This is a genomic window from Vogesella perlucida (genome assembly GCF_979366545.1).
Map to the genome: position 1 here is coordinate 54,824 of NZ_CEETRO010000011.1, position 15,212 is coordinate 70,035.

15 protein-coding genes and 1 tRNA gene are annotated in these 15,212 nt (G+C 61.1%); 9 read left to right on the forward strand and 7 right to left on the reverse strand.

What is annotated here, in order from left to right; all coding sequences use genetic code 11:
* Position 1: 1 nt before the first annotated feature.
* The 6 genes from ACZ9XP_RS15225 to ACZ9XP_RS15250 form a co-directional block, all read right to left on the reverse strand.
* The gene (locus ACZ9XP_RS15225) at positions 2 to 886 is read right to left on the reverse strand and encodes a 3',5'-nucleoside bisphosphate phosphatase (protein ID WP_147683061.1); all 885 of its coding nucleotides are present in this window, start codon (positions 884 to 886) and stop codon (positions 2 to 4) included.
* Positions 873 to 1,109 (reverse strand): oxidoreductase-like domain-containing protein, encoded by a 237-nt coding sequence (locus ACZ9XP_RS15230; RefSeq protein WP_147683059.1) that lies wholly within the window; start codon positions 1,107 to 1,109, stop codon positions 873 to 875. Before ACZ9XP_RS15230 ends, ACZ9XP_RS15225 begins: the two co-directional genes overlap by 14 nt.
* Positions 1,106 to 1,324 (reverse strand): RNA-binding S4 domain-containing protein, encoded by a 219-nt coding sequence (locus tag ACZ9XP_RS15235; RefSeq protein ID WP_147683057.1) that lies wholly within the window; start codon positions 1,322 to 1,324, stop codon positions 1,106 to 1,108. Before ACZ9XP_RS15235 ends, ACZ9XP_RS15230 begins: the two co-directional genes overlap by 4 nt.
* Positions 1,325 to 1,541: 217 nt before the next feature.
* On the reverse strand, positions 1,542 to 2,102 hold the full coding sequence (locus ACZ9XP_RS15240; protein WP_147683055.1) for an ATP/GTP-binding protein: 561 nt from the start codon (positions 2,100 to 2,102) through the stop codon (positions 1,542 to 1,544).
* A gap of 477 nt (positions 2,103 to 2,579) precedes the next feature.
* Positions 2,580 to 3,578, reverse strand: a complete 999-nt coding sequence (locus ACZ9XP_RS15245; RefSeq protein WP_147683053.1) for an asparaginase — start codon at positions 3,576 to 3,578, stop codon at positions 2,580 to 2,582.
* 62 nt (positions 3,579 to 3,640) lie between these two features.
* The gene (locus tag ACZ9XP_RS15250) at positions 3,641 to 4,963 is read right to left on the reverse strand and encodes a sodium-dependent transporter (RefSeq protein WP_147683051.1); all 1,323 of its coding nucleotides are present in this window, start codon (positions 4,961 to 4,963) and stop codon (positions 3,641 to 3,643) included.
* 376 nt (positions 4,964 to 5,339) lie between these two features.
* Between ACZ9XP_RS15250 and ACZ9XP_RS15255 the strand changes: the two genes are divergently transcribed.
* Together ACZ9XP_RS15255 and ACZ9XP_RS15260 are read left to right on the forward strand one after the other, a co-directional pair.
* Positions 5,340 to 5,413, forward strand: a tRNA-Gly gene (locus ACZ9XP_RS15255).
* Positions 5,414 to 5,449: 36 nt separating this feature from the next.
* On the forward strand, positions 5,450 to 7,624 hold the full coding sequence (locus ACZ9XP_RS15260; protein ID WP_170253535.1) for an AsmA family protein: 2,175 nt from the start codon (positions 5,450 to 5,452) through the stop codon (positions 7,622 to 7,624).
* Between the two features lie 253 nt (positions 7,625 to 7,877).
* On the opposite strand, the gene ACZ9XP_RS15265 is transcribed toward ACZ9XP_RS15260, so the two are convergent.
* Positions 7,878 to 9,845, reverse strand: coding sequence for a monovalent cation:proton antiporter family protein (locus tag ACZ9XP_RS15265; RefSeq protein ID WP_147683047.1), 1,968 nt, complete (start codon positions 9,843 to 9,845; stop codon positions 7,878 to 7,880).
* 102 nt (positions 9,846 to 9,947) lie between these two features.
* On the opposite strand from ACZ9XP_RS15265, the gene ACZ9XP_RS15270 reads away from it, so the two are divergent.
* Genes ACZ9XP_RS15270 through hpf form a run of 7 tightly spaced genes read left to right on the forward strand, consistent with a single transcriptional unit; the run spans position 9,948 to position 15,019 of the window.
* A complete protein-coding gene (locus tag ACZ9XP_RS15270) occupies positions 9,948 to 10,922 on the forward strand; it encodes a KpsF/GutQ family sugar-phosphate isomerase (RefSeq protein ID WP_465188748.1) in 975 nt (324 codons plus the stop codon).
* An 8-nt stretch (positions 10,923 to 10,930) separates the two neighbouring features.
* Positions 10,931 to 11,455 carry a 3-deoxy-manno-octulosonate-8-phosphatase KdsC gene (gene kdsC / locus ACZ9XP_RS15275; RefSeq protein ID WP_147683046.1) on the forward strand — a complete coding sequence of 175 codons (525 nt, stop codon included), beginning with the start codon at positions 10,931 to 10,933 and terminating at the stop codon, positions 11,453 to 11,455.
* Positions 11,452 to 12,015: an LPS export ABC transporter periplasmic protein LptC gene (lptC, locus tag ACZ9XP_RS15280; RefSeq protein WP_147683045.1), complete on the forward strand. Its 564-nt coding sequence runs from the start codon at positions 11,452 to 11,454 to the stop codon at positions 12,013 to 12,015. The genes kdsC and lptC overlap by 4 nt, the downstream gene beginning before the upstream one ends.
* Positions 12,005 to 12,505, forward strand: coding sequence for a lipopolysaccharide transport periplasmic protein LptA (gene lptA, locus ACZ9XP_RS15285; RefSeq protein ID WP_147683043.1), 501 nt, complete (start codon positions 12,005 to 12,007; stop codon positions 12,503 to 12,505). Before lptC ends, lptA begins: the two co-directional genes overlap by 11 nt.
* On the forward strand, positions 12,502 to 13,230 hold the full coding sequence (lptB, locus tag ACZ9XP_RS15290) for an LPS export ABC transporter ATP-binding protein (protein ID WP_147683040.1): 729 nt from the start codon (positions 12,502 to 12,504) through the stop codon (positions 13,228 to 13,230). Before lptA ends, lptB begins: the two co-directional genes overlap by 4 nt.
* A 5-nt stretch (positions 13,231 to 13,235) precedes the next feature.
* Positions 13,236 to 14,639 carry an RNA polymerase factor sigma-54 gene (locus tag ACZ9XP_RS15295; RefSeq protein WP_147683038.1) on the forward strand — a complete coding sequence of 468 codons (1,404 nt, stop codon included), beginning with the start codon at positions 13,236 to 13,238 and terminating at the stop codon, positions 14,637 to 14,639.
* Positions 14,640 to 14,698: 59 nt separating this feature from the next.
* Complete coding sequence (gene hpf / locus ACZ9XP_RS15300; protein WP_017510098.1) at positions 14,699 to 15,019, forward strand: ribosome hibernation-promoting factor, HPF/YfiA family; 321 nt, start codon at positions 14,699 to 14,701, stop codon at positions 15,017 to 15,019.
* The last annotated feature ends 193 nt before the right edge of the window (positions 15,020 to 15,212 follow it).

The following is a 15,212-nucleotide window of genomic DNA, read 5'->3' on the forward strand; positions in this document are numbered from 1 at the left end:
ATTAGCTCGCTAGGTTGGCCGCAGGGTTGGCCGCAGGCTGCTGGATGCGCGCGGCCAACGGTAGCCAGACCGGCTGGCAGATAGGGGGCAGCGGCTGGGTGCTGCCTACGTCGCGCCCGCCTTCGCCTGGCGCGTGAAAATCGCTGCCAGCGCTGGCGTACAGCTCATGGCGCTGGGCGTGCAGGGCAAACTTGATCATATCGTCCAGGCTGTGGCTACCGCTGGCAATTTCGATGGCTTCGCCGCCAGCGGCCTTGAAATCCAGTATCAGCCGCTCGATCAGCGTGCGCCCCATATCGTAGCGCCCCGGGTGGGCGATCACCGCCATGCCGCCGGCGGCGCGTATCCACGCCACCGCGTCTTCCAGGCTAGCCCACTCGTGCGGTACGTAACCTGGTTTACCGGCGGTGAGGTATTTGCGGAACACGGTTTTCACGTCTTTGACCTCGCCGCTTTGCACCAGGAAGCGGGCAAAGTGGGTGCGGCCAACCATTTCCGGGTTGCCGGCAAAGCGCATGGCGCCGTCGAAAGCGCCGTGGATGCCGGCTTTTTCCAGCGAGGCGGACATCTGGCGCGCACGCTCCACGCGGCCATCGCGGATGGATTTCAGCCCGGCTTGCAGCACCGGGTTGGCCGCATCAATACCCAGGCCAACGATGTGCACGGTATGGCGCTGCTGCCAGCTCACCGATACCTCGACCCCGTTCAGAAAGGGCACACCGCAGGCAGCGGCAGTAGCGGCAGCCTCGGCCAGGCCGGCGGTGCAGTCGTGGTCGGTTAGCGCCAGCAGGGTGGCGCCGCGCTCGGCGGCGCGGCGTATCACCTCGGCCGGTGGCAGCCCGCCATCGGACGCGGTGGAATGAAAGTGCAGGTCAATGCTGTTCATCAGGGCCTTTATTTGCCGCGCGGGCCTGGCGTGCCGCTTCGCGCAGCTGCCAGGCGGCCAGCTTCTGGCGGTATTCACTCACCGCAGAATCATACATATCCCAGACGCAGGGCTGGCAGCCACTGTGGCAGCAGGCGTAGTCGTCCGGCGCTTCAGGGGGCTCTGGCTGCGGGTCGAAGTCGTCGTCGAACGCTTCGGGGCCGATGGCTTGCAGGGTACTCACGCTGCCGCTACCACCTTGATGGTAAAGCCGTCGCCGGACACCAGCTGGCCTACGCGGATCTTGTTGGTCTTGCGCAGCTCTACCTGGCCGTCTACCAGCACATTGCCCTCGGCAATAAAGTGTTTGGCCATACCGCCGGTGTCGCACACACCGCAGGTTTTCAACAGGTCGCACAGCGGGATGTAATCGCCGCTCAGTTCGTAGATTTCGTTCATGGTTCTGTTCACAGGGGTTGTACACACCGCCTTTTGACAGGGCTGTGTGCCGGCTGTGGACAAGCGCCACAAGCCTTTGTTTGTTCTTGCCATTTTCTGGCTGACTATTTTTTCATCAGCCCGATTTTACTTTCCACACCGCTGCGGGACAGCCTTGTGCACCGGCTGTGGACAAACAGCCTAACTGGCTGAGCCGTAAGGCGAAAGCCACATCTGCCTAAAAAACAGGCAGCTGCGGCAGTACCCGCCGCAGTGCCGCCCACGCCGCCGCCTGGCGCTGCGCCCCCTGCCCTGCTACCAGCTGATACGGCACACCGGCCGCCTGCAAGGCATCGCGGTACAGGCCAAACAGCCAGTCGCGGCTATCGGGGTGGCTACGTAGCGGGTCCGGCTGCCATGGCAGGTCGGGTGCGGTCAGCAGCGTCTGTGTATAGCGGTGCGGCTGGTTGATGGCCAGCAGCGCCGGCTCGGCCAGGCCAAAGGCGACCTCGGCCCAGATACGGCAGGTTAGCACCGTGGTATCGCACAGCAACACGCTGGCGCCGGCGTCGCAAGCGGCCTGCTCGGCAGCCAGCTGCCCGCGGGCAATGGCCAGGATATCGGCTGCGCTGGGCTGGTAAGGCCGGTGGGCATAGTAGGCACGGGCGTACTCTGCCACTGCCACCGCCGCCACGCCATGCTGCTGCAGCCGGCTGGCCAGCTGTGCGGCCAAGGTGCTTTTGCCGCAGGATTCGGGCCCGACAATGGCAATGCGTACAGGGGGGCAAACGTCTGACATATGCCGCCTATTATACGCGGCAACCGCCCTGCCCTGTTACCCGCCTGCAGCACAGGGCGGCACAACGGGCCCGGCTATCCACAGTATGCGTAAAAACGCCCACATCCTGTGGGAGCAAGGGTGTGGGCGGGCTGTGGAAAAGTGCGACAAACTGATGATTTATCGAAACAAAGCACCATCAGCCTATTTTTTAATCAAGACCTGCGCAGCAGGCTCTGCCCTGGCAGTTCATCCCCGGCCCGACACCGCCCAGGCAGGCACTAAAGCAAAACGCCCACACCCAGTGGGAGCAAGGGTGTGGGCGGGCTGTGGAAAAGCCAGGCAAGTACTTGATACGGCAGGCACAAAGCGCGGCTGACTATTTTTTAATCACCCGCCGCGCTTTATGCACGCCGGTACGGGAAAGTGCTGTGGGGCGGTTGTGGACAGATGCCCTAAACCCATGACGTACAATGCTTTTCCGGTACTGCCTGTTTTTTAATCAGCCAGCGAGACTTCACCACGCAGATTCGCAGCCCAGGCTTGGCGTAAATCGGCTGCATCAAGCCCTTGTGACAGGAGGTAAAGCAGCTTGGCGTTGGCCGCTTCCGGCGTCATGTCGCCACCGGCTAGCGCACCGGCCTGCGCCAGCGGCTGGCTGGCCGCGTAGGCGCCCACTTCTACCGCGCCTTTGCCGCATTGTGTCAGGTTCACCACCAGGCAGCCGCGCGCGCTGGCCACGCGCACGCCGTCCAGCAGCGCGGCGTCGTCCGGGGTATTGCCGTTGCCGTAGCTGTGCAGTATGGCCGCCTGCGGGGTGTCTGCGGCCAACCAGCGGCCAAAGTCGCCGGCCATGCTGCCTGGCAGCAAGAAGCCGCTGCGGATGCTGGCCGGCTGCGGCAGCACGGCGCGGAAGGCGCCACTGCCACGGCGCCACTGTGCGGTGTCCCAGCCGGCGTGAATGCCAAAGCGGGCCAGCGGTGCGGCGTTCGGGCTATCAAAACCGGCAAAGCTGGCGGCGTCCACCTTGCGCGCACGGCAGCCACGCAGCAGCAGGCGGTTAAAGGCGATGGCCACCTCGTGCAGCGCCGGCTGGCAAGCGGCCTCGATGGCATCGGCTAGGTTGCCCCAGCCATCGCTGCGCGGGTGGCCCAGCGGCAGCTGCGAGCCAGTCACAATCACCGGTTTGGCCAGGTTTTCCAGCGCAAAGGCCAGCACGCTGGCGGTATAGGCCATGGTGTCGGTACCGTGAATCACCACAAAGCCGTCGTAGCGCTCGTAGGCGGCAGCCAGGTCAACCACCAGCTTTTGCCAGTCGGCCACGGTAATGGCAGACGAGTCGATCAGCTGCGGGTATTCCACCACATCCCAGCTCACGCCCTCGCGCGCCAGGCGCTGCAGCTGGGCTGGCAGGTAGCCCGGCACGGGGGCCAGGCCAGCGGGGGTGGGCGCCATGCCGATGGTGCCACCGGTGTAAAGAATCAACAGTTTGCTCATGCGCCATGCTCCTTATCATGAAAAACGGCGTCACCGGAAGGGTAACGCCGTTTAGGTGTGCATTACAGATTGTGTACCAGAATGCCCAGAATCAACACCGGTGCCACGTAGCGGCAGAAACCGCGCATGGCACGTAGCCACAGCGGGTTACGCCCGCCCGGCGCCAGCTCGCCCTGCACCACGGGCCATACTCGCCAGCCCACAAACACGGCCAATAGTACCTCGCCCAGCGGCATCAGCAGGTTGGATGTGATGTAGTCCAGCAGGTCGAAAATACCTTTACCGAACACGGTGTATTCGCTCCAGATACCCAGCGACAGTGACGCCGGAATACCCAGCAAGAACACGCCCGCCGATACCAGCAGCGCGGCACGGCGGCGTGGCAGCTTGAATTCGTCCATCACCGCGCTCACCACTACCTCCAGCAGCGACACCGACGAGGTCAGCGCCGCCACCAGCAGCAGGCAGAAGAACAGCACGGCAAACAGCTGGCCACCTGCCATCTGGGCAAACACCGCCGGCATGGTGATAAAGGTGAGACCAGGGCCGGCGGACGGGTCAAAGCCAAAGGCGAACACCGCAGGCAGCACCATCAGGCCGGCCAGGAAGCAGGTCATCACGGTGAGCGCAATCACCCACAGCGACGAACCCAGCAGCGGGGTATCGCGGCCAACGTAAGAGCCGTAGGTAATCATCACGCCCATACCCAGCGACAGCGAGAAAAAGGCCAAACCCATCGCATCAACCAGCATGGTGCCGGTGACTTTGCCAAAATCGGGGGTCAGGAAATACATCAGGCCTTCCATGGCGCCAGGTAGCGTCAGGCCACGCACGATCAGCACCAGCATCAGCACAAACAGCGCCGGCATCAGAAACTTGGACAGGTTCTCGATGCCCTTCTGCACGCCGCCCAGCACCACCGCCAACGTCAGGCCGGCAAACAGGCCATGGTAGATCAGCGGTTGTACCGGGTCGGTAATAAAGCCGTTAAAGGTATCGCCCAGCACCTTGGCATCACTGGTCAGGATGCTGCCGCCAAGCGACTTGCCGATATAGGCGATGGTCCAGCCACCCACAACGCTATAGAAAGAGTAAATCAGGAAACACACCAGCACGCCGGTAAAGCCCACCCACGGCCAGGCGCGGCCGCCCAGCTGGCGAAAGCTGCCCACGGCATTACTGTTGGCCGCACGGCCCAGTGCCATTTCACCCAGCATCAACGCCAGGCCCACTGTCATGCAGATCAGCAGATAGATAAACAGGAACGCACCACCACCGTTGGTCGCGGCAACATACGGAAACTTCCAGATGGCCCCCAGGCCGATGGCGGAACCCGCCGCAGCAAGAATAAAACCGAGGCGCGAGCCCCACTGAGATCGAGACATACAGACTTCACTTCCAAACGGTAACGAAACAGGGCTGCCGGTAAGCACCCCACGCAAGCGCCAAGCTGCCGGTAAGCACCATGGCGATTCACACGCTCGTTGCCGGTCTTGCCGCGGCGGGTAGCACGGGCAAGGTCCTGCAGCAGCCGGGTAGGCTGGCCCTGAGTGCGGGCCACCGGGCAGCCAGGTTGGCTACGGTGAACACGCAGGCGGGCAGAACGCACTGGCCCTAAAAAGCCAGAACCGCCAGCGGCACAGCCTGCCTGGCGGTTTTGTATACGAAATACAGTACGTAAAATACCATACCACCGCTTTTGCGTCAGCCGCAGCCTTGCCTAGCCCCGCAGCTATGCGTATACTCGCGCTTCACCTGAGTGCGGGTGTAGCTCAATGGTAGAGCAGAAGCTTCCCAAGCTTACGACGAGGGTTCGATTCCCTTCACCCGCTCCATCCTGCCTTATCAATCACGCCGCAGACCCAATGCCCATGAAATGGAACTCTGGCCGGCTATGGCTCAAAACCGCTGTCTATAGTCTCGTTGCCCTGGTTTCGCTGCTGGCCATCGGGCTGATCCTGTTTTTCTTGCGTTTCGATAGCCAAAGCGTACGCAACAACCTGCAAAACTCGCTAGCCGACACCCAACGCACTGTTACCATCAACGGCAAGATTTCCCCCATGCTGTTCCCTTCACCAGGCCTGGCGATTGGCGACCTGGAAGTGAGCGAACCCGGCAGCAAAGCCTCTTTTGCGCGCATCGGCGAAGTAGAAGCCCGCCTGGCCTGGCTACCCCTGCTGTTTGGCGAGCTGGAAATCACCCACCTGTCGCTGCACGACACCCGCATGGACCTGGTGCGTAACAGCGATGGCAACATGAACTTTGCCGACCTGCTGCGCCGCCGCAAAACCAGCAAATTCAAGCTGGACCTGGACACCATGACGCTCCGCGGCACCAGCATGACGCTGTCCGACCGTGTGAATGGCCGCCTGAGCCGCCTGGAAGAAGGCAGCCTGGACATAGAAGGCTTGAAGTCTGACGCGCGGCTGTCGTTCGGTGGCCGTATCGTCAGCGACACCCACGTAGTGAGCGTCGCCGTCAAAGCACCGTTTACCCGCCAGGATGACCAGGTCAGCATCGACCAGCTGGACGCGCTGGCCATCAGCAGTACCGACAAGCTGGGCGAGGTGCGACTCAGTGCCGAAGGCCGCCTGAAGCTGAACTTTGGCACCCTGCTGGCCAGCGGGGAAGACATCAAGCTGACGCTGGACACCTCGCTGCCCAAGGGCCACGCCGAAGCACGCTTGCCGCAAGTCAGTGCCAGCCTGACCGAGCTGTCCACCCCGGCTGCGGCCATTACCGGCTCGGTGAATTACGCCCGCACGCAGTACCGTTTTTCCAGCCAGCTGGCTGAAATCAAGCTGAACCGCGAAGGCGCGTTTGCCGACCAGATGCTGGGCAACTTTGCCTGGTCGGTAGGCGGCCACGCCATCAATATGAACCTGCGCGCACCGCTCAGCCTGGCGGCCTACCACCAGCTGCGTCTGGAGCCGCTGGCACTGACCGCCCACCTGAAAACCCCGGTGCTGCCACGCGGCCAGCTACAAGCCTCGCTACAAGGCGCGCTGGATGGCGACCTGGCCGAAAGCAGGCTGAACCTGCGCGTTGCCGGCCAGCTGGACGGTGCCGCGCTGGCGGCCACCGCCACGCAGTACGGCTTCTTGCAGCCGCGCCACGAAGCCACGCTCACGATAGGCAAGCTGGACCTGAACCGCTATCTGCCAGAAAACCAGGCCGAAAAAGCGGTAGCACTGTTCCAGAACGGTACGCCCTTCCGCCTGGACTGGATGGATTTCCTGAACGTAGACGGCAAGCTGTCAGTGGGTGAGCTGGCCATGGGTCGCTTCCGCATCAAAGGCATTACCGCCGATATCAAGGCGCGGCCGGAAAGCATTTCGCTGGACCAGCTGGGCGCCGAGATCTACGACGGCAAGCTCAAGGGCAGCCTGAAGCTGCTGCGTGACAAAGAGCCACGGGTGGAGCTGTCGCAGCAGCTGATCGGCATGCAGATCAAACCGCTGATGCTGGACCTGTTCGACTTTAACCGCGTGGAAGGCGCCAGCAACGGCTGGGTACAGCTGAACGCGCACGGCAACTCGCTGGCGGCGCTGCGCAATACGCTGAGCGGTAAAGTGGCGGTACGGCTGGAAAAAGGCGCGCTCACCGGCATTGACCTGGTATCGGCCCTGCGCGACCTGCCGGGCGAGCTGAAAGACTGGAACAACAACACCATGGTGGCGCAGGCCGACCAGAAAACCACCTTCTCGGCCCTGTCGGCCGGGTTTGAGCTGGACAACGGTATTGCCCGCAACCAGGACCTGAACCTGGCATCGTCGCTGGTGAATGTGAAAGGCGGCGGCAAGTTTGACCTGACGCAGAGTATTGTGGACTACACGCTGAATGTGCGCGCCAACCCGCAGGCTTTCAAGCAGCTGAACGGCATTAACGTACCGCTGAAGATTACTGGCCAGATCAACAAGCCCACCTACTCGCTGGACTTCAACGCCATGGTCAAAGGCAAGAAAACCGAAGGCGAAAAACAGCAGGCGCTGAAAAAAGAGCTGACCAAACAGATCACCACCATCCTGCCGGGCACGAAGAAGTAAGCGCCTAGCCCGCAACCAACAGCCTGGCAGCCCATCGTGCGGCCAACCTTGGCCAAGTCGCGACAAGGCCTGTTTGCCACGCAGACAGGCCTTGTTTCGTAAACAGCCCAACAGCTGGCTCCCCCTGTCGCGCTGCCCAGCTTGGCCAGACATTCAACCAGCCCGTGCACAATCTTGCCCACCAGCAAAAAAGTTGGCCGCACAGGATTGCGGCCAATCTTTTTCGTTTCAATACAGCCACACAGGCCGACTATCAACCCTGCAACAGCAAGGTCTCCGCCAAGAGCAGCTGCTCCGGCCGGGCCAGCAGTACCAGTACATCGCCCTCGCATAGCTCGAAATCCGGCGTCAGCTCGGTATAGCGCGTATGGCCGCGGCGCACGGCTTTCACCTCGACCTGGCGCTCGGGTAGCTTGATGGCCCCCAGCGGCGAGCCGATAGCGTGCGCACCGCTGACCAGCTGCACGCTATGCAAGCGCGACATCTGGCTATCATCGATACCGTCCACTTCGTCACTGGCACCGCGGAAGAAACCCTTGAACAGGTTGTAGCGCTCTTCACGCACGGTGCGGATACGGCGCAGCACGCGGCCCAGCGGCACGCCCAGCACCACCAGCGCGTGCGAGGCAAGCATCAGGCTACCTTCCATTACCTCGGATACCACTTCATCGGCACCTGCCTGGCGCAGCTGCTCGATATCGGTGTCGTCGATGGTACGCACAATCACCGGCAAGTCGCTGCGCAGCTGGCGTACTACATCAATAATGCGTTCGGAGGCATGGGTGTCGGCAAAGGTAATCACCACCGCCTTGGCGCGCAGCGCGCCCGCCGCCATCAGCACCTCGCGCTTGGCGGCATCGCCAAACACCACCGGGTCGCCCGCCTCGCCCGCCTCGCGCACGCGCTCCGGGTCCAGATCCAGCGCAAAAAAGGAAATGTCTTCGCTTTCCAGCAATCGGGCCAGGTACTGGCCACTACGGCCGTAGCCGCAAATGATTACGTGCTCGTTCTTGCTCATGGTCTGCACGAGGATCTGGTGCAGGTCTACCGACATCAGCGCCCAGTCCTGCTTGATCAGGCGTTTGCTGATACGGTCGGCGTACTGGATCAGGAACGGCGCCGCCAGCATGGACAGCAAAATACCGGCGATGGCCGCCTGCTCGGTAGCCGGCTGCAGCAGCTTGAGGCTACCGGACAGCGACAGCAATACAAAACCGAACTCGCCGCCCTGCGCCAGCGCCAGGCCTGCCTTGAACGCATCGTTGGCCCGGTGACCCATGGCGCGTGCCAGACCGAACACCACCAGCAATTTGACCGGCAGCAGCAACACCAGCATCAACAGCACGGCACCCGACTGCTGGAACAGCACGCCCACATCCAGCCGCATGCCAACGGTAATAAAGAAGAAGCCGAGCAAAATATCGCGGAAAGGCTTGATGTCTTCCTCTACCTGAAAACGGTATTCGGTTTCCGAAATCAGCATACCCGCCACAAACGCCCCCAGTGCCAGCGACAGGCCGGCCTGCTGGGTGATAAACGCCACCCCCAGAGTAATGAGCAGTACATTGATCATGAACAGCTCGCTGGAGCGCTGGCGCGCGACCAGGTGAAACCACGGCCGCATCAGGCGCTGGCCAAACACCAGCAGCAGGCTTAGTACCAGCACCACTTTCACCGCCGCCATGCCCAGGTCGGCAGCCAGATGGCTAGAGTTGGCCGCAAAGGCCGGCAGCAGGATCAGCAGGGGCACCACGGCAATATCCTGGAACAGCAGCGTACCCATGGCCAGCTGGCCATGCGGCTGCGCCAGCTCCAGCCGCTCGGCCAACAGCTTGCTGACAATCGCGGTAGACGACATGGTCAGCGCAGCGCCAATGGCAAAACCCGCCAGCGTACTGCCGGTAAGCCAACCCACGGCACCCGTAATCAGCAGCAGCGTGACCACCACCTGCGCCAGCCCCACGCCGAACACCAGATGCTTCATGGCCTTGAGCTTGGCCAGCGAAAACTCCAGCCCGATGGAAAACATCATGAAGACAATGCCGATTTCGCCCAGAAACTCGGTCTCGGGGCCTTCCGGTATCAGGTGCATCACACCGGGGCCGGCCAGGAAGCCCACCACCAGATAGCCCAGCATGGGCGGTACACGCAGGCTACGGCAGGCGGTCACAGCCAAAACGGCCACCAGCAACACCACTACTATGGGAAACAGGGAATGCATCGTGGGGGAGTGCTCCTCGCGACAAAAAACAGGCCAAGCAAAACTTGCACCCGCCAGGTAAGGTCGAACGATTATAAGCTGATATAATTGGTGACTATGGATATTGAGCAAAAACAACAGCAGCTGGCGCTGGCGCGCGAGGTGCTACACATCGAAGCGGATGCCATCCACAGCATGGCACAGCGCCTGGACGACGCTTTTCTGGCCGCAGTCAGCCTGATACTGGCCTGCCAGGGCCGCGTCATTGTCACCGGTATCGGTAAATCGGGCCACGTTGGCCGCAAGATTGCCGCCACGCTGGCCAGCACCGGCACCCCGTCGTTCTTCATGCATCCGGCAGAAGCTGCACACGGTGACCTGGGCATGGTCACCACGCGTGACGTGATTCTGGCGCTGTCCAACTCGGGCGAAAGCGACGAAATCATCGCCCTGCTGCCCGCGCTCAAGCGCAAGGGGATTGCCATTATCGCCATGACCGGCCGCCCGCAGTCCACCCTGGCGCAAGAGGCCAATGTGCACCTGGATGTGTCGGTAGAAAAAGAGGCCTGCACCCTGGGCCTGGCCCCTACCACCAGCACCACGGCAGCGCTGGCCATGGGCGATGCCCTGGCGGTGACCCTGCTGGATGCCCGCGATTTCAAACCGGAAGACTTTGCCCTGTCGCACCCCGGTGGCAGCCTGGGCCGCCGCCTGCTGGTACATATCAGCGACGTCATGCACAGTGGCGACGCCCTGCCGGTGGTACGCAGCGGCGCATCGCTAAAAGACGCCCTGCTGGAAATGACCCGCAAAGGCCTGGGTATGACCGCCGTGCTGGATGCCGACGGCCACCTGGCAGGCATCTTTACCGATGGCGACTTGCGGCGTACGCTGGACCGGTCGCTAGACTTGGCAGGCCTCACGATCGATGACGTCATGGGCCGCCAGCCGCGCACCATTGCGGCCAACCTGCTAGCCGCCGAAGCCGCAAAAGAGATGGAGCTGCGCAAGATCAACGGCCTGCTGGTAGTAGACGGCAACGGCGCCCTGATTGGTGCGCTCAATATGCACGACCTGCTCAAGGCAGGCGTGGTGTAAGGACCCCCATGCAAAAAATGACCGACCTGGCCAAACGAACCCGCCTGCTGATCCTGGACGTAGACGGCGTGCTGACCGATGGCCGCATCTTCATTACCGCCAGCGGCGAAGAGTTCAAAGCCTTCAACACCCTGGACGGCCACGGCCTGAAAATGCTGCAAGCCACCGGCGTACAGCTGGCCATCATCACCGGCCGCGCCGCACCTAGCGTGGCGCACCGTGTACGCGGCCTGGGCATAGACCACTACTACGAAGGCGTGCACGACAAGCGCACCGCCTTTGCCGACCTGCTGGCCAAAACCGGTATTGCAGCCGAAGACTGCGCCTATATTGGCGACGATGTCATCGACCTGCCGGTGATGAGCCGTGTGGGGTTGGCCGTAGCGGTACCGGATGCGCCAAGCTTTGTGCGCCAGCACGCCCACTTTGTGACAGGTAACCGCGGTGGGCGTGGTGCCGTACGCGAGCTGTGCGAGCTCATCATGCAAGCCCAGGGCAACTTTGACCGTGTCATGGCCAGCTACCTAGAATGAACCGCGCGGCACGACTGTTCCCCATCGGGCTGATGCTGGCCATGGGCCTGCTATCGTTCTGGCTGAACGTGCTGACGCAATGGCGCACGCCAGCGCAGCATAAACTCGACCCGACCCAGCCCGAGTACACGATCGACAAGCTGCAGGCCACCCGTTTCGACGAACAAGGCCAGCCACTGCAACGGCTGCACGCCAGCAAAATGTGGAAGCTGCCACAAACCGAACAGGTCTACATGCAGCAGCCCGATGTAAAGCAATACCGCAACGGCCAGCTGGACTACACCCTGCGTGCCGACCAGGGCCGCTACGCCCGCAGTACCGGTATCGGGCTGTTTGAAGGCCACGTCGACATGCTGCGCCAGCCCATGGGCCAGCAAGCCGCCATTCATCTGCAAACCCCCTCGCTACGGGTAAACAGCCAGAGTGGCATTCTCAGCAACCAGGCCCCGGTGACCATTGACGATGGCCAGTCGCGTATCAACGCTATCGGCTTCTATTACAATCACCCCGCGGGGCAGCTGAAACTGCTATCTCGAGTAAGGATTTCCTATGCGCCATAGCCTGATGCTTGCGCTGGCACTCGGTACCGTCTGCACCCCTGCATTCGCCGAAAAAGCCGACAGCAGCAAACCTATCGAAGTGAATGCCGACAGCGCATCGCTGGACCAAAAACAGGGTATCAACGTGTTTGAGGGCAATGTCATCATCACCCAGGGTACCCTGAGCCTGCGCGCACAAAAAACCGTTGCCACGCAAGACGCCAACCGCCGCCAGAAGCTGCAAGCCACCGGCAGCCCGGTGTACTTCCGCCAGAAACTGGACGGCCAGGCTGAATACATAGACGGTCAGGCCAGCCGTGTAGATTACGACTCGGCCAGCAATACCGTGGTACTGAGCGGCAAAGCGCAAGTCAAGCGCGGTAAAGACGTGGTCACCGGCGAACAGATCACCTACAACACCGCCACCGAGATTTACCAGGTGAAAGGCCAGGGCGGCAGCAACACCTCCGGCCGCGTCACCATCATCCTTCAGCCGCAGGAAAAACCATGAGCCAAAGCCGGCTGAGCATCCAGCACCTGAAAAAAACCTTCAAGAAGCGGACCGTCGTACGGGATGTTTCCATGGATATCGCCAGTGGCGAGGTCATCGGCTTGCTCGGCCCGAACGGTGCCGGCAAGACCACCAGCTTTTACATGGTGGTCGGGCTGGTCGCTGCCGAAGCCGGTGAAATCACGCTCAATGGTGAAGTCATCACCCACTTGCCCATCCACAAACGTGCACGGCTAGGCTTGGGTTATCTGCCACAAGAGGCGTCCATCTTCCGCAAGATGACGGTAGAGGAAAACATCCAGGCGGTACTGGAAGTGGCCGGTCTGTCCGGTGAGGTGCTGGATAATGAGCTGCAATTGCTGCTGGATGACCTGAACATCGGCCACCTGCGCGAAACCAACGCCATGGCCCTGTCTGGCGGTGAGCGGCGCCGTGTGGAAATTGCCCGCGTGCTGGCCACCAAACCGCGCTTCATTCTGCTGGACGAGCCCTTTGCCGGTGTGGATCCGATTGCCGTGATCGACATCCAGAAAATCATCTCGTTCCTGAAAGAGCGCGGTATCGGGGTGCTGATTACCGACCACAATGTGCGCGAAACGCTGCGCATCTGCGACCGTGCCTACATTATTTCCGAAGGCCGCGTGCTGGCCTCCGGCTTGCCAGACGAACTGGTCAATAACGAACAGGTTCGCCAGGTTTACCTGGGCGAGCATTTCCACCTGTAAGCGAAATGAAACAGACCCTCCAGCTCAAAGTCAGCCAGCAGCTTACCCTGACCCCGCAACTGCAGCAGTCCATCAAACTGCTGCAAATGTCCACACTGGACTTGTCCAGCGAACTGGAGCGCTACCTGCTGGAAAACCCGCTACTGGAGCGCAGCGACGGTAGCGATAGCCCGCCAGCAGAAGGTGATGCGCCCGTTACCCAGGAAAGCAGCAACGACACCGCCGAAGACCGCCAGCAAGACAGCATGGAGCTCACGGACTGGGGTAGTGGAGGCGGAGGCGGCAGCCACGATGGCGACGACGAATTCGACCCCATTCTCAATGCCCCCTGCCGCCCCACCCTGCGCGAACACCTCACGGCACAGATGCGGGAAACCCAGCTGGGCCGCCGCGATAGTGCCCTGCTGGCTTTGCTGATAGACGAGCTGGACGACGATGGCTACCTGCAAACACCGCTGGAAGAGGTAGCGGCCGAACTGCCGCTGGAGCTGGATGTCGAAACCGAAGAGCTGGAAACCCTGCGCAAGCTCATGATGCAATTTGAGCCCATGGGCATAGGCAGCCGCGACCTGGGAGAGTTTCTGGCGTTACAGCTAGCCAACCTGCCCGCGCACACCCCATCGCTCCCCCTGGCCCGCAAGCTGGCAGGAGAACACCTGGCGCTGCTGGGTAGCCGTGACTACACCCGGCTGAAGAAAATCCTGGGTGTGGGCGAAGCCGAATTACGCGCCGCGCATAGTCTTATTGCCACGCTGCGCCCCAGGCCCACCAGTGGTTTTGACCAGGGCGAGACACATTATGTCGCGCCGGATATCCATGTCGTGCGGCGCGGCGGGCGCTGGGTTGCCCAGCTCAATCGCGGCTCGCTACCAAAACTTCAAGTAAATCAGCTGTATGCAAACATGCTGCAGCAACGGGACAACAGCCACAACCTTTCGGGCCAACTGCAAGAGGCCAGATGGCTGGTAAAAAACATTCAGCAACGGTTTGACACCATCCTGAAAGTGTCGGAATCTATAGTTGAAAGGCAGCAAGCGTTCTTTGAACACGGTGAAGTGGCCATGCGCCCGCTGATATTGCGAGACATCGCAGACGAGCTGGGTTTGCATGAATCCACCATTTCCAGAGTTACGACCCAGAAGTATCTGCTATGCAGCAGGGGCTTGTTCGAGCTGAAATATTTCTTTGGTAATGCCCTGGAAACGGATAGTGGCGGCGAGTGCTCTGCCACAGCTATCAAGGCGCTGATACGCCAGATCATTGATGGCGAAGATGGCAAAAAACCGCTATCGGACAGCGCCATCGCCGACAAGCTCACGGCACAGGGTATTCAGGTTGCCAGACGTACGGTAGCCAAGTATCGTGAAGCTATGCAGATTCCGCCAGTTAGCCTTCGCAAGGCCTTATAGAAGTGCCAAAACACCGGTGCGGCCAGCCCGACCGCACTGTTAACAGAAGGAGTCAGGGTATGAACCTCAAAATTACCGGTCTACACCTCGAAGTTACCCCATCGATTCGCGAATACATCGAGAGCAAACTAGAACGCATCACCCGCCACGTAGATAATGTCATTGGCGTTAACGTGACGCTGTCGGTTGATAAACTGGTACAAAAAGCGGAGGTCAACGTTCATCTGGCAGGCAAAGATATTCATGTCGAATCGGAAGAAGCCGACATGTACGCTGCCATCGACACACTGATGGATAAACTGGACCGTCAGGTATTGAAGTTCAAGGAAAAACAGGGTGAACACCGGGTTAACGCCCAACAGGTCAACGCCACCCTGTAAGGCACATTGATGCACAACACGGGAGCCACCAGGCTCCCGTTTTTGTTTTCCTGCCGCAGCCAGACTATTTTTTGCCTGTCACACCGATTTCAATGCAGCACCATGCGCCAAACAGGGCAAAATGCGCATGCCCACATTTGGCCCCGAACCAAACTGTGCCACGCACCAGAATAGCCGGCTTGCCAATACAGGC

Bases quoted from the DNA above. Each gene is read 5' to 3' on its own strand.
- ACZ9XP_RS15235 (WP_147683057.1), bottom strand. From the start codon at position 1,324: ATGAACGAAATCTACGAACTGAGCGGCGATTACATCCCGCTGTGCGAC.
- kdsC (WP_147683046.1), top strand. From the start codon at position 10,931: ATGCAAAAAATGACCGACCTGGCCAAACGAACCCGCCTGCTGATCCTG.
- ACZ9XP_RS15240 (WP_147683055.1), bottom strand. From the start codon at position 2,102: ATGTCAGACGTTTGCCCCCCTGTACGCATTGCCATTGTCGGGCCCGAA.
- ACZ9XP_RS15245 (WP_147683053.1), bottom strand. From the start codon at position 3,578: ATGAGCAAACTGTTGATTCTTTACACCGGTGGCACCATCGGCATGGCG.
- ACZ9XP_RS15250 (WP_147683051.1), bottom strand. From the start codon at position 4,963: ATGTCTCGATCTCAGTGGGGCTCGCGCCTCGGTTTTATTCTTGCTGCG.
- ACZ9XP_RS15265 (WP_147683047.1), bottom strand. From the start codon at position 9,845: ATGCATTCCCTGTTTCCCATAGTAGTGGTGTTGCTGGTGGCCGTTTTG.
- ACZ9XP_RS15295 (WP_147683038.1), top strand. From the start codon at position 13,236: ATGAAACAGACCCTCCAGCTCAAAGTCAGCCAGCAGCTTACCCTGACC.
- lptC (WP_147683045.1), top strand. From the start codon at position 11,452: ATGAACCGCGCGGCACGACTGTTCCCCATCGGGCTGATGCTGGCCATG.
- hpf (WP_017510098.1), top strand. From the start codon at position 14,699: ATGAACCTCAAAATTACCGGTCTACACCTCGAAGTTACCCCATCGATT.
- ACZ9XP_RS15225 (WP_147683061.1), bottom strand. From the start codon at position 886: ATGAACAGCATTGACCTGCACTTTCATTCCACCGCGTCCGATGGCGGG.
- lptA (WP_147683043.1), top strand. From the start codon at position 12,005: ATGCGCCATAGCCTGATGCTTGCGCTGGCACTCGGTACCGTCTGCACC.
- lptB (WP_147683040.1), top strand. From the start codon at position 12,502: ATGAGCCAAAGCCGGCTGAGCATCCAGCACCTGAAAAAAACCTTCAAG.
- ACZ9XP_RS15260 (WP_170253535.1), top strand. From the start codon at position 5,450: ATGAAATGGAACTCTGGCCGGCTATGGCTCAAAACCGCTGTCTATAGT.